Source organism: Accumulibacter sp. (genome assembly GCF_036625195.1).
In the GTDB taxonomy this organism is placed as follows: domain Bacteria; phylum Pseudomonadota; class Gammaproteobacteria; order Burkholderiales; family Rhodocyclaceae; genus Accumulibacter.
The window spans coordinates 1,192,864-1,209,444 of sequence record NZ_JAZKUG010000001.1; the positions used below are offsets into that span (position 1 = coordinate 1,192,864).

General features: G+C 63.6%; 15 protein-coding genes and 2 pseudogenes. 6 read left to right on the forward strand and 11 right to left on the reverse strand.

Translation table 11 applies throughout. From position 1 onward, the window contains the following. Positions 1-27: 27 nt before the first annotated feature. The 6 genes and pseudogenes from V5B60_RS05185 to V5B60_RS05210 all read left to right on the forward strand — a co-directional run bounded on the left by V5B60_RS05185 (position 28) and on the right by V5B60_RS05210 (position 5,073). On the forward strand, positions 28-708 hold the full coding sequence (locus V5B60_RS05185; protein WP_332345953.1) for a hypothetical protein: 681 nt from the start codon (positions 28-30) through the stop codon (positions 706-708). Positions 709-713: 5 nt separating this feature from the next. Then, positions 714-1,061 (forward strand): hypothetical protein, encoded by a 348-nt coding sequence (locus tag V5B60_RS05190; RefSeq protein WP_332345954.1) that lies wholly within the window; start codon positions 714-716, stop codon positions 1,059-1,061. Positions 1,062-1,250: 189 nt separating this feature from the next. Next, a pseudogene (locus tag V5B60_RS05195) lies at positions 1,251-2,362 on the forward strand (ISAzo13 family transposase). 19 nt (positions 2,363-2,381) lie between these two features. Then, positions 2,382-3,266: pseudogene (locus tag V5B60_RS05200) on the forward strand (M48 family metalloprotease); the annotation flags it as partial. Position 3,267: 1 nt separating this feature from the next. Then, positions 3,268-3,840 (forward strand): hypothetical protein, encoded by a 573-nt coding sequence (locus tag V5B60_RS05205; RefSeq protein WP_332345956.1) that lies wholly within the window; start codon positions 3,268-3,270, stop codon positions 3,838-3,840. A gap of 81 nt (positions 3,841-3,921) precedes the next feature. Next, positions 3,922-5,073, forward strand: coding sequence for a glycerate kinase (locus V5B60_RS05210; RefSeq protein ID WP_332350425.1), 1,152 nt, complete (start codon positions 3,922-3,924; stop codon positions 5,071-5,073). A gap of 68 nt (positions 5,074-5,141) precedes the next feature. Here V5B60_RS05210 and V5B60_RS05215 read toward each other — a convergent pair whose 3' ends face one another. The 11 genes from V5B60_RS05215 to V5B60_RS05265 form a co-directional block, all read right to left on the reverse strand. Next, the gene (locus V5B60_RS05215; protein WP_332345957.1) at positions 5,142-5,453 is read right to left on the reverse strand and encodes a pyrimidine/purine nucleoside phosphorylase; all 312 of its coding nucleotides are present in this window, start codon (positions 5,451-5,453) and stop codon (positions 5,142-5,144) included. 833 nt (positions 5,454-6,286) lie between these two features. After that, positions 6,287-8,776 carry a DEAD/DEAH box helicase gene (locus V5B60_RS05220; protein ID WP_332345958.1) on the reverse strand — a complete coding sequence of 830 codons (2,490 nt, stop codon included), beginning with the start codon at positions 8,774-8,776 and terminating at the stop codon, positions 6,287-6,289. Then, a complete protein-coding gene (locus tag V5B60_RS05225) occupies positions 8,773-10,446 on the reverse strand; it encodes a site-specific DNA-methyltransferase (protein ID WP_332345959.1) in 1,674 nt (557 codons plus the stop codon). The genes V5B60_RS05220 and V5B60_RS05225 overlap by 4 nt, the downstream gene beginning before the upstream one ends. A gap of 52 nt (positions 10,447-10,498) precedes the next feature. After that, positions 10,499-11,098, reverse strand: a complete 600-nt coding sequence (locus V5B60_RS05230; protein WP_332345960.1) for a hypothetical protein — start codon at positions 11,096-11,098, stop codon at positions 10,499-10,501. 101 nt (positions 11,099-11,199) lie between these two features. Continuing rightward, a complete protein-coding gene (locus V5B60_RS05235; protein ID WP_332345961.1) occupies positions 11,200-11,643 on the reverse strand; it encodes a hypothetical protein in 444 nt (147 codons plus the stop codon). 22 nt (positions 11,644-11,665) lie between these two features. Beyond that, positions 11,666-12,115, reverse strand: coding sequence for a hypothetical protein (locus V5B60_RS05240; RefSeq protein WP_332345962.1), 450 nt, complete (start codon positions 12,113-12,115; stop codon positions 11,666-11,668). Positions 12,116-12,117: 2 nt separating this feature from the next. Further along, entirely contained in the window at positions 12,118-15,015 is a 2,898-nt protein-coding gene (locus V5B60_RS05245; RefSeq protein WP_332345964.1) for a YfjI family protein, read from the reverse strand. Next, complete coding sequence (locus V5B60_RS05250) at positions 15,012-15,278, reverse strand: helix-turn-helix domain-containing protein (RefSeq protein ID WP_332345965.1); 267 nt, start codon at positions 15,276-15,278, stop codon at positions 15,012-15,014. The genes V5B60_RS05245 and V5B60_RS05250 overlap by 4 nt, the downstream gene beginning before the upstream one ends. 26 nt (positions 15,279-15,304) lie before the next feature. Continuing rightward, a complete protein-coding gene (locus tag V5B60_RS05255) occupies positions 15,305-15,583 on the reverse strand; it encodes a transcriptional coactivator p15/PC4 family protein (protein ID WP_332345966.1) in 279 nt (92 codons plus the stop codon). Between the two features lie 17 nt (positions 15,584-15,600). Then, positions 15,601-15,837 (reverse strand): helix-turn-helix transcriptional regulator, encoded by a 237-nt coding sequence (locus tag V5B60_RS05260; RefSeq protein ID WP_332345967.1) that lies wholly within the window; start codon positions 15,835-15,837, stop codon positions 15,601-15,603. Positions 15,838-15,957: 120 nt separating this feature from the next. Next, positions 15,958-16,503 (reverse strand): hypothetical protein, encoded by a 546-nt coding sequence (locus tag V5B60_RS05265; protein WP_332345968.1) that lies wholly within the window; start codon positions 16,501-16,503, stop codon positions 15,958-15,960. Positions 16,504-16,581 lie beyond the last annotated feature (78 nt).

The following is a 16,581-nucleotide window of genomic DNA, read 5'->3' on the forward strand; positions in this document are numbered from 1 at the left end:
TCCTGTGGTGGTCGCCGGGGAATGGCCATGCGTCGTTGCAGTCGCTGGATCTGGCTGGTTCTGATCGTCCTCTCGGCGCTACCGGTCAGGGCTGCGAGCCTCGCCGAAGGGTTTTCCCGCCTGCCGGCAGGCGCCGTCGTTCTGCTGATGCCGCTGGACATCGAGCTCTTCTCGGTCAGCGCCGGTGGAATTCTCGAACCGCAGGCCGAGTGGACCGAAAGAGCGCACGCAAACCTCAGGCAGGCCTTCCTGACCCGCAGCAGCGCGCTGAAGATCAACTTCATGCCGCTGCCGGGCGAGGTCGATGAAGTCGTCGAGCGGCTGAACCGCCTGCATGGCGCGGTCGGCCAAGCGATCGCCCTGCACCACCAAGGTGGCTTCGCGCTACCGAGCAAGGAGGGCAGGCTCGACTGGTCGCTCGGCGAGGAGGCGGCGCTGATGCGCGAGCGCACGGGCGCCGACTACGCGCTCTTCGCCTTCGTTCGTGACAGTTACGCGAGCAGTGAACGGGTCGCCATGATGGTCGTCGGTCTCCTGCTCGGCGTCGGCCTCGGCGGTGGCATGCAGGTGGGCTACGCTTCGCTGGTCGATCTCTCGACCGGACGGGTCGTCTGGTTCAACACCCTGCTGCGCGCTTCCGGCGACCTCCGCGACCCGGAAAAGGCACGCGAATCGTGCGACGCGCTGCTCGACAAGTTCCCGGAGTAGGATCCGTGGAGCGACGTCGGTTCGTCACTGGTTGCGCCTGCTGCGGGCTACTGGCCAGCGCATCGACGCTGCTGGTGGCCGGCCAGGCTGTGTTGCCGGCACGCCTCGACCGGCCAGAGCCAGGCAGCGACGAGGGCGGGCTCTGGTCGCTGCTGACGCGCGAAGAGGAACGCTTGCAGCGAAGCCGCTTCCTGCTGCGCGACGAAGCCCTCAACGCCTACGTGTCCGGACTCGCTTGCCGTCTGGCCGGCGAGCATTGCCCGGATGTCCGCGTGTATATCGTTCGCTCGCCCTTTTTCAAGGCGATTTCCGCAAGACGTCATACCAGCGGCCATGGTGGCAGGCTTGTCTGATTAGATATGGTCTCTTGCTCATAGTGTTGTATGCGATACTTCGAGTCAGTTCTCAGATTGTTGGAGTCACTGATGAAGGTCGCCATGGTAAGTGAAGGGGGGGTTTCTCTTGAAGCCAGTCATGTGGAAGACATCCGGCTTGCGTCGAGCAAGATGACGGGATCGGAGCGCCGGGCGTTTCAGGCGGAGATGGCGGTGAAGTACTGTAGCGGCAGCGCTCGGTGCGCAGAGGAGGTTTTCGGCTGGAGTCGGGAGGCTGTTCGGCTTGGTCTGAACGAGAAACGCACCGGGATCGTTTGTGTGGGGCATCACGCGTTCTGTGGTGCGAAGTTGTGGGAGCAGAAACACCCGGAGGTGGCGGAAGCGCTGTGGAGACTGGCGGAGAGTCATGCCCAGCAGGATCCGACTTTTCGCACGACCTTGTCGTTCACCCGCTTGACGGCGGAGGAGGCCCGCAAGCAGTTGCAAGCGCTGGGATTTGCCGACGAGGTGCTGCCGTCCCGAAGCTGCATGTCGGAAGTGTTGAACCGGAACGGGTACCGGCTGCGTCCGGTGCTCAAGGCCAAACCCCAAAAAAAGTCCCCGAAACCGACGCCATCTTCGCCAACATCCGGGAACATGACCGGGATTGCCAAGGCGCAGCGTTCATGCGCCTGAGCATGGACTGCAAGGCGACGGTGAATATTGGCGACTACTCGCGCGGTGGCAAGACGCGGGGTGACAACCAGGCGGCAGACCACGACATGGGGTGCCAAGAGAAGCACACCCCATTTGGTGTCGTCAACGAAGACAGTGGCTCCCTTCATCTGTCCTTCGGAAGTTCGGCGAAGACCAGCGATTTCATCATCGACAGCCTGTACGCCTGGTGGGCATGTCAAGACCCCGATGCGTGTGCGCGCGTCACCCACATCCAGATCAAGGCCGACAACGGGCCCGAGAGCAATGGTCGGCGCACGCAGTTTCTCAAGCGCATGGTCGAGTTCGCCGACCACATCGACAAGTCCATTCGCCTCCTCTACTATCCGCCGTACCACAGCAAATACAATCCCGTGGAGCGCTGCTGGGGAATCCTCGAGAAGCACTGGAACGGCGCCAAGCTCACCGATACCGAAACAATGTTGGCGTGGGCGAAAAGCATGACCTGGAAAGGCATCCATCCCGTCGTCCAACTGAGCCGGACCACCTATGAAAAAGGAGTCACCGTGGCCAAGGTTGCCATGCAGGCTGTTGAGTCCCGACTGGCAAGAAACCCGCTCCTGCCCAAGTGGGACATCCTGATCCGGCCAGCTTCCACGGTATGACTATTCGCGGCAATCACCCAACGCCTCGATGGCGCCCAACGGCATGTTGCAGGTGTGGACCGGCCTGCTGCTGCGGATGGACAACGAAGCGCAACTGGCGGCCGTTCTCGGTCACGAGATCGGTCACTACGTGGGCCGCCACAGCCTCGAGCAGTTGCGCGACGCCAAGTCGCGCACCGCTCTCGGCCAGTTTCTCGGCATGGCGTTCGGTGCCGCCGGTGTCGGCGCGGCCGGTTCGATCGCGCAGCTGGCCCTGCTCGCCGGCATGTTTGCCTACTCGCGCGAGCACGAACATGAGGCGGATCGCATCGGGCAGGAACTCGTCGCCGCCGCCGGCTACCCGCCGATCGAAGCGGCGAAGGTCTGGCAACAACTGGTTGCCGAACTCAAGGCGGAGGCGGAGTGGTCGGGGGACGCCGGTAGCCGCAGCATCTTCTTCGCCAGCCACCCGGATCCGGAGGAACGCAGCCAGGTGATGGCGAGTCGGGCAGCGAAGATGAACGGTGACCGCGGCGACGTGGCGAGCGCCCCCTACGCACGGCAGATCCGTGGCCACCGCCGGCAGTGGCTGGAAGACGAGCTACGACGGCGCAAGGCGGGCGAAACGATTGCACTCTGCGAGCGCTTGCTGCGACAGTCCGATGACGGCGAAACCCGTTTCTTCCTTGGCGAGGCCTACCGGCTGCGCGCCGGCGACGGCGACGGAGCGCGAGCGCTCGCCGAGTACGCGCTTGCCGGGTCACGCAGCGACTGCCCGCCGGAGATGTACCGTTCGCGTGGCCTGTTGCAGCGGCAGGCTGGCGAGACGGCTGCAGCGAGCGCTTCGTTCAGCCGCTACCTTGCGCTGCGCCCCGCGGCCGACGACGCCGAAATGATCCGCAGCTATCTGCAGGAGGGACGCTGAGATGTCACGCTGGCTGCTGCTTCTGCTGCTGACGCTCCTCGCGGGCTGTGCCGGCATGGCGAAGGTCGGTCCGGGCGAGGTGACCGTGCGCGACTCGCTCGCGGTGACCCTGGATGGCGCCTGGAACCAATATGCGATCGGCCTGACGCGCAAGAGCGAAGTGTGGACCCTCGACGGTCTGCCGCTGGACCGTCTCGTCTTCTTCGTCGGCATCGCCGACGGTGAGGCGCTGGCCGAACTGGCGCAGCGCAAGGACCGTCAGATCCCGAAGTTCCGGGCAAGCATGCGGGCGCACGAGGTCGTCGAGATGTACGAGGTCTTCGCCACCCACGACGGCAGCTCGTTCCAGCGCCTGAAGCTGGCGCCGGCTCCCTTCGCCGGTGGCGACGGCTTCCGCTTCGAGTTCTCGCGTGTGCGCAAGGCGGATGAGCTCGAGATGCGCGGCATCGGTTACGGTGCGGTCCGCGCTGGCAAGCTGTATCTGCTGATATTCGAGGCGGCGCGCAGCCATTACTATGCGCGCAACGTCGGACGCTTCGAAGCGGTGGTCCAGTCGGTGCGTATCCGTGGCTGAAGCGCCGCCCTGACATTCGCAGCCGCGTCGGCAATACACCGGAGCGGACGGTGCGGCATCGTGACTACTGGGAGAATGGCCTTGCGCATCGTCGTCGCTCCGGATTCCTTCAAGGGCAGCCTGCCGGCGAGCGACGTCGCTGTGGCGATGGAGCGCGGCATTCGGCTGGTGTTTCCCGCTGCCGATGTGCGAGCGGTTCCGATCGCCGATGGCGGGGAGGGTACGGTCGCCGCGCTGGTCGCCGCCACCGGCGGTACGCTTCGCCAGACACGCGTCAGCGGGCCGCTGCACGAGCCGGTACGGGCGCAATGGGGCGTACTCGGCGATGGAAAGACGGCGGTCATCGAGATGGCGGCGGCATCGGGGCTCACCCTGTTGGCGCCCGGGCAGCGTGATCCGTGCCTGACGACGACCTTCGGCACCGGCGAACTGATCCGCGCCGCACTCGACTGCGGACTGCGCCGAATCATCATCGGGCTCGGTGGCAGCGCGACCAACGATGGTGGAGCCGGCATGGCACGCGCCCTCGGGGCGCGCTTCAGCGATGCGGCTGGCCGCGAGTTGCCAGACGGCGGCGCGGCACTGGCGCGTCTCGAGCGGGTCGACATCGGTGGCCTCGACCGAAGATTGCAGGAAGCCGAGATCATCGTCGCCTGCGACGTCGACAACCCGCTCTGCGGGCCGCGCGGCGCCGCGGCCACCTTCGCCCCGCAGAAGGGAGCGAGTGCCGCGGCCGTCGCCGTGCTCGACTCGGCTCTCGATCGCTACGCCGAGCAGCTTCGCCGGGCAACCGGTCGCGACGTCGCCGGATTGGCGGGTGCCGGAGCCGCCGGCGGACTCGGTGCCGGGCTACTCTTCTTCACGCCGGCGAAACTCCGGCCGGGAGTCGAGATCGTCCTCGAAGCGGTGGGCTTCGCCGAGATCGTAAGGCAAGCCGATTTCGTGGTCACCGGCGAGGGCCGAACGGACTTCCAGACGGCCTTCGGCAAGGCACCGGTCGGCGTCGCCAAGCTCGCGAAGCGATTCGGCGTTCCGGTCTTCTGCCTCTCGGGTGCTCTCGGCAAAGGTGCGGACGATGTCCTGGCCCTGGGAATCGACGCGACGATGAGCATCTGCGAGCGGCCGATGCCACTTGACGAATCCATGCGAATGGCGGGGCCGCTGATCGAATCGGCGACGGCCCGCCTGTGCCGCATCATCCGCGCCAGCCGGTGCGGCCGCGTGAGCGCCTGAAGGCGGCGCGGCGAAGGCCGGCGGCGGCTTGGCTCAGCGCGGCAACTGGCGGCGCCGAGGGCGGCGGATCATCCGAAGTGGCAGACGTAATCCAGGGTTTCGAGGGTCTCGATGTCGAAACTCGAGTTGCCGGGCACCACGAAGCGCTCACCACCCGAGTAGCTGCGCCACTCGCTCTCGCCCGCGAGCCGGATGCGGCAGCGGCCAGCATTGAGTTCCATCACCTCGGACACGGCGGTGTTGAAGGTCAACGACGAGGGGAAGATGACACCGATCGTCTTCCGCGTGCCGTCCGCGAACAGCAGCGTATGGCTCACGCACTTGCCGTCGAAATAGATGTTGGCCTTCTTGACCACCGAGACGTTGTCGAACTGCGACATGGTTTTCCTTTCGATTCTCAGGCAGGCAGCGACAACGGCAACGCCAGGCCCTCCGCCGGATCCCTGATCGCCGATGCGTGCTGCGCCAGCAGCTTCTGTTCCGCACGGTCCGCCGGCGCTTGGCGGCCCCGGCGAGCAGGCGCATTCTGCCACATCAGGGAAGCTGACGGGAGGAGAAGCAGGCCAGCGAAGTGGTCGATCCCGCTTCCTCGATCCGACGTGCAGACGGACCTGTGCTGACCTCCGGCCGCTGGGGACGCATCGTCCGGGCGGCTCGGGCCGCGGGTCGCCACCTGGCGTCCTCACCACCCGCAGGCGGGTCCGGCCGCACTGGGGTCACTGCCCGTCGATTCATGGATCTCGTCGGGCGGTCGCTCGGAATCCTTGCCGGCGTCGGAAGGCTCGCTATCGATGCAGAAGCTAGCGACTAGGTGCAAAGCCTTGCCGTTAAAGGCGGTGAAAAATGCGAAGGCCCGCAATGGGCACAACTATGGGCACACTTCTTTAGGTTGTCCCCCTGTGCGACGCCGGCCGACAGGTTTTCAGCCCGGCCTGGTCGGCGATCACTTGCTCGCGAGAGATTCGCAAATCCCCGCTTGGCGAAAACCAAGTGACAGGCCGGCCAGCGTCGGCAGCCTACTTCGTGACAGTCCCAATCCTCCGGCGCTTGCACAGGTCGGGACCGTTACGCAGTAACCGTGCGCGTCTCGGTTTGGCTATCTGTCGTTTCCGACAGATGCGACCCGTCAATAGCCTGGATCGCGGCCCGACGACAGCCAGCAATACCGCAGCCAGGCTACCTAATCGCGCCAAGGGCAGCGATCTGCCCGGAGTCAGATGAATGATGCGCGACAGTAGCCCGCTAGATTCTCCAGGCGGAAAATCTGGTCTTCCTCGTTGCGCCCGGTCTTGGGGAAGAACCTGACTGTCATGAAGCGACCGTCATCATTCTGTGTCAGCATCAAAGGCACGCCGTACAGCTTGTGTTCGGCGAGAATCTTGTCCACCGTAGCATCGCCGTTGAGGATGTGCCTACCCTTGATTTCCACTAGGAGCAGTCTACTATCCGGCCCAGGGCCAGCCACCTTGACGGCGAAATCGGGGAAATAGCGGTCGCCGCTGGGCATCACGATGCAGATAGACCACGGCTTGCGCGGTTCGTTGCGGAACCAGTAGTCGACCGTGCCGGTGGTGTCGGCGTCGAGCAGGTCGGCGAACGCCCGTTCCGGCCCGTTCAGATCTTGCGGCATGACGCCATAGACATTGCGGCGCGACCGCTGCGCGCCAGCCTGCGTTTCGACAAACTCCGGCAATGGTGCCGTATCGAAAACCTCCTTGAAGCGGGCCGCGCAGGTACGCGCCGCCACCCGGATCAAGTGGGGACAGGTGGCCATGATGCGGTTCAAGGCACGTTCCAGCCCCGTGTGGTCGACGTCGATCCCACGGTGGCCAAACTCGCTTTTCAACCGCGTCAGGAGCGCATCGTGTAGATCCCGTGGATCGACATAGCCGGCGTCGAACAACACGCTTTGCGCCCGTCGCGCGATTTCGTCGTCGGACAGGCGAGCCTGCAGCGACTCTGTTTCCTCGCTGCCCTCGAACACGTCAACGATTCGCCGAGTCACCTTCACCGACTGACGCAAGCCGGCTTGAAAGACCTGATGGTCAATGGCGATGCTGGCAGCGATGCAGGTCAACAGATCGCCGGTTGACAGCGGCAGACGCTCAGCGCGATGGACGCGCGGCACACCGTTGCGAACGGGAAAGCGCCGATTGCCCGAGAGCAGCGGGCTCCTGCGGGGTGTGTCCGGCGATTGCGGTGCGGTTTCCGGTGGCGTCAGCACCAGATGCGTCAAAATCCCGGTCGGCTGCCAGCTCGGTGGTGCAGCCACATGCGCCCCAGCGTTGCCGCTGCCCGCGTCCGCTACAGACCAAGCGGGCGGCGTGTAGGGCACCGACAGCAATTGCGCCTGGCCATTGTGCGTGACCTGAATTTCGTTGCGTCCGGCCACCTTCACCACCATCGTGAACGGGCAAACTTGGGATAGCTCGCTCTGGATCGCGTTGATTTTCTCGCCGGCATGCACCAGCCCGCTCTGATTCGCCGCATCGGCCAGAAACACATAGCCGTAGCGCAGCAGCTCGGGCAGCTTCTGTTCCAGCGTCGGCCCCTGCAACCGGCCATGCACGCGCAGGATGCGACCGACCACCTGAATGCCGAAATCCGTGTCCTTCGCCCCGCGCATCGACACCAGCGTGAAGGCGCGCGGCGCGTCGAAACCCAGCGCAACGGCTACCTTGAAAATCAGCACTTCCTTCTGTTCGTCGATAGCGACCGCCAACAGATCGTCGTTCGGGTCGTCCGCCGTGTACCAGGCGATTTTCGATTCCGGCACGCTCAAAGCGGCCAGCAGGGTCCGCGCTTCTTGGACCGCCGCGTTGCTGTTCCCCACCTGCACCAGCATCAGCGGCACCAGGCCAATGCCGGCAGCCTGCAAACCCTGCTTGATGGCCCCGTGCATGCCCCAGCCATCGGCCAGCGCGGTCGCCGGAAAGTCCACCAGTTCTTTCTGATCGTCCGCCGCCAGATAGGCGATGGACTTGATGCCGTCCTTGATCAGCCCCGCATCCACCGCCTCCTTGCGGCTGACGCAGACGCGGTGCAAGTGCCCAATACCCGCCGCCTTCTTGAACTTGTCCACGTCCTGATCGTCGGGCGTGGCGGTAATCATCAGCGTGAAGTCCGGCCGCATGGTCTCGCGGTAGAAGCGCACGGCCTCTGCCGCTCGCGTGAAACCATGGTGCGCCTCGTCCACCACGACTCCGATGCGGAAACCTTCCGCACGCAGTTCGCCAATCAAGTCGTCCAGCGCCACCACAGAGTCGCCGCTGCTGCGAATCTTGCGCGTTTCCTTGTTCGTGGCCGCCACCGAGGCCCAGGTGGTGACAAACACGTCACCGCTCTTGATGCCGCGTGTCTTGCGGTCGCCTTGCAGGTTACGCACGCGCAGGCCGACGAAGGTGGATTTGATCGCCCCCTTGGCCTGCTCGACCAGTCCGGCGAAGGGGGTGAACCAGAACCAGACGATGCGCGCATTGGCATCCCAGTCGGGTGCCGAAAAGGTCTCGGCGATCATCCCCGCCATCAGCGTCTTGCCCGAACCAGTTGGCGCTTCCAGCAGCAGGCAGCCGTTGAAGGCCGTCGCTGCTGCGCGGCTGGGTTCATCCTCTGCCTGGCGCAACTGACTTTCGGCGTAGCGGAAGATCTCCAGCGCGTTGGTCACCGCCTCACGCTGATACCCTTTGGGTGCTGGCGCGCTCATGGCCGCCCCACCGCCGAGGAACGAGCGCCGAAGCGATTGACCAAGAAGGCAGGAATCGGCTCGAAGGCCAGGCGCGGATCGGTCAGCCGTTGCGCCAGCAAGGCCGGCTGCCACGAGTACACCACCGCCTGCCCGGCGGCGTGAATCGAACTTTGTAGCGCTTCGAGTACCGCGTCCGTCAGCTTGGGCAGATAGATCACCAAGCCGCGCTGCCCTTCCGCAGACTGGATCGGCAATGCGTCTTGATAGGGCGCTAGCGCCACGTCGTGAATCATCTGAAGCGCCGTCCACACCTGTGCGTGCTGGATGCCACGAAACACCGTCGCCGCCGGAATCCGCCGGCAGCGCAGATAGGCGAATCCGCCGCCCAGCCCGGCTACCGCTTGCCCCTTCTTGTTGTCGTAACCGGCGATCACGCGCCGCACGCGCTCGGCGCAGACGTCCCGACAGAGGTTCTTGTCTGGCGCATCGGACGTGGCTTCGGTGCTGGAGACAAGAATGAAGCGGCGCTCGCCACCGTCCTCGCGATTCAGATTCAGCACAGCCTGCGCCGTGGTGCCCGAACCGGCAAAGAAATCCAGCACGATGGCATTGGGGTCGCTGATCATGCGCAATAGACGTTCTATCAATTCGACAGGCTTGGGTGTGCTGAACAAATCGGAAGTATCGAAGATGTCGCGCAGCATGGCTTTTGCTTGGCGCATCGTCGGCAAGTCCGCCCAAATAGTCGGGTACGGCCGAACCGGGGTATCCGGGGCGAACTCCCGTGCATAAGGTTCCCACACCGTCTTGCCAAGCTTTTGCCGTTGCTTCCAGATCAGCGTGCCCGCCATACGATGCCTTTCGACTGTATCCTTGCCCATCGCCCAACAAGCTTCTTCACCATTGTCGTGGATCGGCAAGACTGGAATGCCGTCGGGATCGATGATTGGGAAATACATCGTTGGCCGGTCGCGCCGCAAGCTGTTCTTCCCGTTCTTTTTTACCAGCCGGTCACGGTATCGCGAGCCATCTGCCGCCAACCTGTACGCATTGATGATGTCGGGCGCAGAAAGGGGCGCAAAGTGGGCTTGCTGCTTATCTGAGGCATAGCACAGGACAAACTCGTGGTCGGGTGTAACAGCGACCTTGTTATCGTTCGGACTATCGACTTTGCGCCAAATGAAATTTGCTACGAAATTCGATGCGCCGAATACTTGCTCCATGAGTAGGCCGAGATGAAAGGCTTCGTTATCGTCGATCGAAACAAAAATCACCCCGTCTTCAGTCAGCAGTTCCTTCGCCAGTTCCAGCCGCCGATACATGAACTCCAGCCACTTGGAATGGCGGTAGCTGTCTTCCTTGTCGACGAAGCGGTCGTTGTAGATGAAGTCGCGGTTGCCGGTGTTGTAGGGCGGGTCGATGTAGATGCACTTGATGCGGCCGGCATGGGTCATGCGCAGATAGCGCAGCGCGTCGAAGTTGTCGCCCTCAATGATCACATTACTCTGCGGCCCTTCGCCGCACGATAGCTCGGCATCCCAATCGAGCGCGACGAAATCGTTGTTGACCGACAGGTCGTGGTCGATCTCGTCGCGCTCCCACACCAGCCCGAAGCGCGGCCGACGGTCCCGCTCGCGCAGCAGGCGCAGGAGTTGCTCGCGGGTGTAGTCGTCGTAGTGGTCAGCCATTGAGGGGAACTGCCATCAAGTATCGAGGCGGCAGTTTACCCTAGCTGGTCCATCAGCGCCCCCTTTCAGGTTTTTGCGAAACAGCCCGCACGCCGTCAAGCCGCCGCTCGATCAGCCCCAGGCGGGCAGACATACCGGCCAGCGATACCCCAACGAAGGCATCATGCTCGGCAGTCAGTCGATTGAAGGTGCGCCAGTGCATCCCCTTTGGCCTGCCGCCGTTCGGGTTCAGGATGCCCACCTGCCAGCCCAGCCTTTCGCGGATGCTGTCGGCCCGCCGCGCCGCTCGATCGTCAGCCGCTTCCCGTTGGCAGGCATACGCCAGCCGGTAACAATGACGGCAGGCGAAGATGCCAGCGCCGCCAATGTAGAGCAGCGCCACGCGCCGCCCGCATCCCTCCGCCGGGCAGAGGAACCACGCGCGCCGCCCGCCCAGGGTGCAAGCCGTCCATTCCAGCCGTACCGGGTAGTCCATCGGTTGCCAGTCGTTACCGCCGCTCTTGTGGCGATAGATCAAGGTCACGTGCTCGGCCTCCGTCCGCGCTTGGATGGTCGCTACCTGCTCGCCGTTGCGTGACCAGTTCAAGGTGATGCTCTGGCCTGGTGTCAGCAGGCCATCGCGTTGCAACTTGCGAATATCCAGCGGTCGCATGTCGCTTGTCGTTTCTTTGCCCCACCGCCGCCCGCTACCGAATCCGCCCATTGTTCTGCCTCGCTGGATTTTCCGAAATCATTTGGGAAATCGCGTGTATGTCAAGCCCGCGAATCGCCTGAATCCCTTGCTGTAGCTGGCGTTGCGTCGGGTCTTGATAGGGGCAGTTTTTGCGCCAGCTCCGCCGCGATTGCGACCTTGACGCTTTCCTTCCAATCGTCGTTTTCGTGTGACGTTGGGTAGAGTGCCCGGTCAAGAATTGGCTTTGCCAACTTCTCGGCAACCGGATCGCCCCCGCTCCATTGCTGAACCACGACGGTCAACGCGCTTGGCGCCTTTGTCTCTGGCTTGCCGACGAGATATTGACCCAGCCAGGCCCGCGCCGCGGGGTCACCGCCCTTCGCCGCTTGCAGTGCGCCCGCTACCACGTCCCGCCAATCGTCCAGGGTTACGGTTTCGAGCAGCGCCCCCATGTAATCGCTTTCGGTGCGCCGATGCGCTGCCGTACCGCGGATGAAAGATCCTTTATTGCGCTTCGCCGTCATTTCGCCTATCTCGTCTGATTGGTCAGTCCGGGTCAGCGTTCGCTGCCCGGCCAAGGAAGTATTGCCGTGCATCTCCGTCGTGCCTGCACAGGGCCAGGACGTCGTCGATGATGGCTCGGTCGGTTTCTCCGATCTGCGCCAGCCAGGCGATGACTGCCGCTTCCTGATCACCGGCCAGCAGGGTGTCGGGTTGCCGCCAGGCCGGCCCAATCGGTTCCGCGGCCACCGCACACGGGTAGGCGTCGAGCACCTCGGCATGGGTCGCTGCTGGCGAGAATGCCACCGTCAGCGGCTCGTGGTCGGAGAAGTGCAGCAGCCAGAACTGCCGCGTATCGGCGGCATGCATTTCTTCCAACACCCCACATGGGGAACCTAAAAAACCTAAACAATTCGGCTTTGGCAATTCTTTAGTTTCTTTAGGTCCGGCGTCCGACCCATTGGCAATATTCTTCAGTTGGTCGAGGTAGCCCATGGTCAGCCCCTCGCCCGCGTCGCCGGGTTGATGTGATAGGAAATCGCCGGCCTTCCTGCACCTTGTTGCTGTCGAGTGACCACCCTGCGAAGATGACCCAGGTCACACAACATCTGTGCCGCCGACTTCACGACTTCAGGCGAGCCAAGGTACGACCAGCCCTTGAGGTACACATCCGCCGGCTTGAAGTCATCGACCACCGCGCCGGCCTTGATCTTGGCCAGCAGTGCGGTCGCGCCGTCAGTCTCCGGCCTCGTGCCTGCCGCGTAAGCCCTCGCTGCATGCGTTTGCAGATACTCGGACCATGCCAGCGCCCGCAGCAGATCCTTGCCGTCCACCTCGCCCTTGCCGTCCGCCAGCGCACAAACCAGCGCGATCGCCGGCACCAGCTTCCGATACTTGGCCAAGTGCGATTCCATTGCCGGGTGATGCTCATCAGATCGCAAAGCGGTCTCGAACGATTTCCGCCAGTCGTCGAACAGGGCCTGTGCCGGATCCGAGAAGCGGTAGACCGCGGGAACCTCCTTTCCGTCGTCGGGATCAACGCCAGGCGCCAAGGCATCAAGCCTCTGGAAAGTCTCGAACGCGACGCGCTTGGCGTCGGTGTCCGGCCACCGGTCGACGTTGCGCCACTCGCCGGTCACGTCCGGCCAGACCAGCAACCCAAAACGCTGCAGCAGCCCGTCATCGCCCGCGCCACCGCTCACGGCGTCCCGGATGTACGCCTGCAGCTTGCCTGGCTGGATACCGCCCAGCATCGCAATGCAGACAGCGTCGATGTGCAGGTTTCGCCCGCGCAGGATGCGATCGGATGTGTAGCCCTGGTTGCCATCGTAGCCTTGCAAGTAGAAGGCCCGCGCGCCTTCCTGCCCTTCCTTGTCGAGACTCCGCAGCAGCCCGTTCAACTCGTCACGATAGGCGAGCGTGCCCCAGGGGTTGTCTATCAGGATCTCGCTCAAGGCTTCCATGGTGGCGTCAGTCACCTTGTAGCGACGCAGGGCAGGCTTGCCGGCTTCCTCTGCATCGGCAGCTCCGGCGAGTAGTTGCTCGGCCTCGCCGATCTTGCCGGCGGCCACCAGCTTTTGCGCCTTGGTCTCTGCTGCCTTGCCGGCCATGCCTTCGAGCTTCGCCTTGATCTCGTGGTCACGCAGCGCCGCTTTGTGCGCCTCGCCGGCAATCGCTGCCAGTCGATCAAGCGGCCTCAGTACCTCGGCCAGCGCCGGGGATTTCATCACGCCAGGTCGCCCCACGATCACGCCCCACAGGTTCGGCGTTACCTGCCAATCATCGTGCCGCTTCGGTCTGATGCATGCCTTTCTGCCGACGACCGACGACAGGGCCACCATGGCGCCGACGGCGGGGAAGTCGATAGGGCATTGCATCCGCTCGGCGATGTCCGCCACCCACGGTGCCAGCGCCTCCGGCAGCAGCGCCACGTCGAACGGTTCTACCGGCAGCAGTGCGGAAGGAATCGGCAACGGCTCGCCCCATGGTTCCGGCTCGGGTTCGCCCGCCCATCCGTGCGCCTTGGCCAGGGCAAACACGGATGCCGTCGTCACCGGTTGCGTTGCGCAGTAGTCAGGGTTGGACTTCTGGAACACCGCCAGCGAGGCGCCGCCCGTCATCCGGTCCCACTCGCTGCACAGCGCCGCCCCCTCGCCCTCGTCGATGCCCGACAGCGAATGCCGAAGCGCCATGCCGATGAGATTCGATGCCGAGTGCTTGCCGGACTTCGCATCTTTGGGAATCGCCGCCAGCGCACCGCGCAGCTTGCGCCCGTCGCCGCTCAGGGCGCTTTCAGGGGTTGCCCCTTGTCCTTGGTTCAGTAGGCCGGAGAAATCCACCGCTGGTTCTTGGCGTTGCTCTCGCGCCCCGTCCACCAGCGCCCGGACATCCTCCCATCTCTTGCCAGAGCACGAATTGTGCTGGCACTTGAAGCCCAGGGCGCCGCTGGTTTTTCTGAAGATGGCTGCCTCCCCTTTGCCGTGCTCGGGGTTGAACGGACAGTGCGCCAGTTTGAAGCGATCGCTGCCTTCGTGAATGTCCTGTTCGGCAGCAATGCCCAAGCGCACCAGGAAGTTGTCCAGGTCGAAAGCGCCTAACTGCCCGTTGCCGGGTTGATGGCTGGCAGATTGCGCTAGGGGCGTGGCCGTTTTCGCCGGTATCCAAGCGCGCAGTTGATCAGCGGTGACCACTGCGCTGCGCTCCGGTGTCGCCACGAGTTGCGACAGCCTCCAGGGTGCCAACGGCGTATGGTCGCCCTTGGTCGCCACGGTGCCGTATAGCTTGATAATCCTGCCCGCATTGAAGACGCTTTGGTCGAGCTTTACCTGATCGGTGTCGAAGCGCGCCGCCAGCCCGGCGAGTGCGCCCTTGACCAAATCCCGGCTCTCCGTGTCGTTGGGAAGATCCAGCGCATAGAGCAGGTGGGTGCCGTTGCCGGATTCGGCCACAAGAGGATCGGGCCAGCCCTCAGCCCGCAACGCTTGCCAGCACACGCGCGCTGCCGCCTTGGCGTGTTCCAGTTGCGCATCGGTCGCGCTTGTATCGGTCGGTCTCGCCGGGTCGAAATCGAGCAGCAGCCAGCGCCGACGGGTTACTTGCGCGTCCGTCGTCGTCGCCTGCGCGCCGTGTTCGATCCGATTGGCGTAGCGGCTCAGTAGTTGCGGGTCGATCGGGTTGAGGGTCACATAGACCGCCCCGCCGGTCTTGTTCAGCCGGACCGCGTGCTCCGCCAGCGCTTGCCGGTTCCCGCCGTCGAAGTATCCCGCGTCGGTGCGCTTGCGACCCCCTTTGGCGAAGGACCGCAGTTCTACCACGTCGTCAGGCTGAAACAGCGCCGCCAGCGCGCTGAGGATCGTCGCGGGATCAGGTTGCGGAATGGGACAGGGTGCGTTCATTCGCCGCCCCCTTGATCGTCAAGGAAGCCCGACGCCGGCCATTCCGGCTTACCCAGCGAGTACAGCGCGACCTTGCGCCGGATGACGCCCCGGAATTCATACTCGGGCATGATCACCGTCAGGACGTTGAACCCTTTCGCTCGCAGCTCGTGAATTCGCGCCGCGGTTTCTGGAATGGCATGGTCAGCCGTCAGGATGAAGGACGGCATGGGCTGAAGCGTGCGCAGCAAGTGCAGAACATCCGCGCACTGCCCGGTGACCATCGGCGGCCTGTCGTGATTTGCCGTACTCATCGCCGGCCCCTCTCGATCAGCGAGGACAGCGCCGCCACAATCTCCGGCAAGGATTCGAGCTTGATCGACAAGCCTTTGCCCGGCCGCAGTTCGCCGGTGGTGGCGTCGTCGAACCAGACGCGAACGTCGACCAGCGGATAGCCTTTGAAGTCGCGCCGCACGATGCGGTAGACCTCTCGGCTGTTCTTCGGGATCTCGGCTACAATGTCACCGTCGAATGCACTGCTTGAAGCCGCCTGGTTCGCCCCCGTGGCGGCTTTTTCTTTGGGGGTCATGGTCGCGCGCCCCCCCTTCAAGCCATGCGGCTCTTCTGGATTTGGGCAGTCAGCCAAGCCTCAAGCTCTGACTCCACCCAGCCGACAGCCTTTGCTCCAACGGATACCGGCCTCGGGAAGGTGGGGTCATAGTCGCTCGGCCTCTTAGGGTTATGCCGCAGCTTGGCATAGATGGTCGAACGAGAAAGCCCGGTGCGGGCTTCCACTTGCTTGCGCCGAATGATGGTAAGCGCAGTTTTGATTTGTGCAGCCATGTTTCGCTTTCTCCTGTGAAAGGCAAAGCGCCCCGGAACAGCCCGGAACATGGCATGCAGTCTATAGACGGCGCATGGACAAGTCAGACACAAATGCAGGAGGAACTGTGTCCTCTCTCTTTACAAGATTGGGCGGCCAGATCGGCGAGGAAGCTCCAGAATTCCGTGGCCTGAGCAGTAGCTGACTCCACCGGGGTTGCCGGGCGGTATATCCTTGATTCGTGTCCCGTGCCGCCGATATATTTCCTCAACATCGCGCCGGGGCAAACCTGTAATCTCTGAAACGTGGCCGAATGCCTCCTCTGCATTCAGACTCCCGCCCTCACACCGATATTTTGTGAGCTGGCCAATGACATTGCCAACGTTGGCCTTGATTCGCTCCTCGCGTCGCCGCGCCCGTTGGCTCTCAAACCTGTTGCCAGCGCCGCAAAAAAACTCGTTGAAGTCCTTGCACTCCCCGGACTTCAAGGCCTTCTCGCCCTCAAGGATGACATCGGCAGCCCATTCCGGAATTACAGCTTGAAAGCGAGCGCAAAGCGCAATGGCTTCATAGAGTGCCGTCCTGTTGCCGGCACTAAAGGCGTCCTCACAGCTCTTTAGGTGACGAATGACTGCCTCGTCACCAAACATCTTTTCCTTTAGGGCCTCTGATAGGTTTATGTTCATGCAGTGTCCCCTTCCCTCTCCCTTGAATCAGAACGCACACCAGCCAGGCAAGGATTTCCCGGTTTTCGCCCCGTCGGG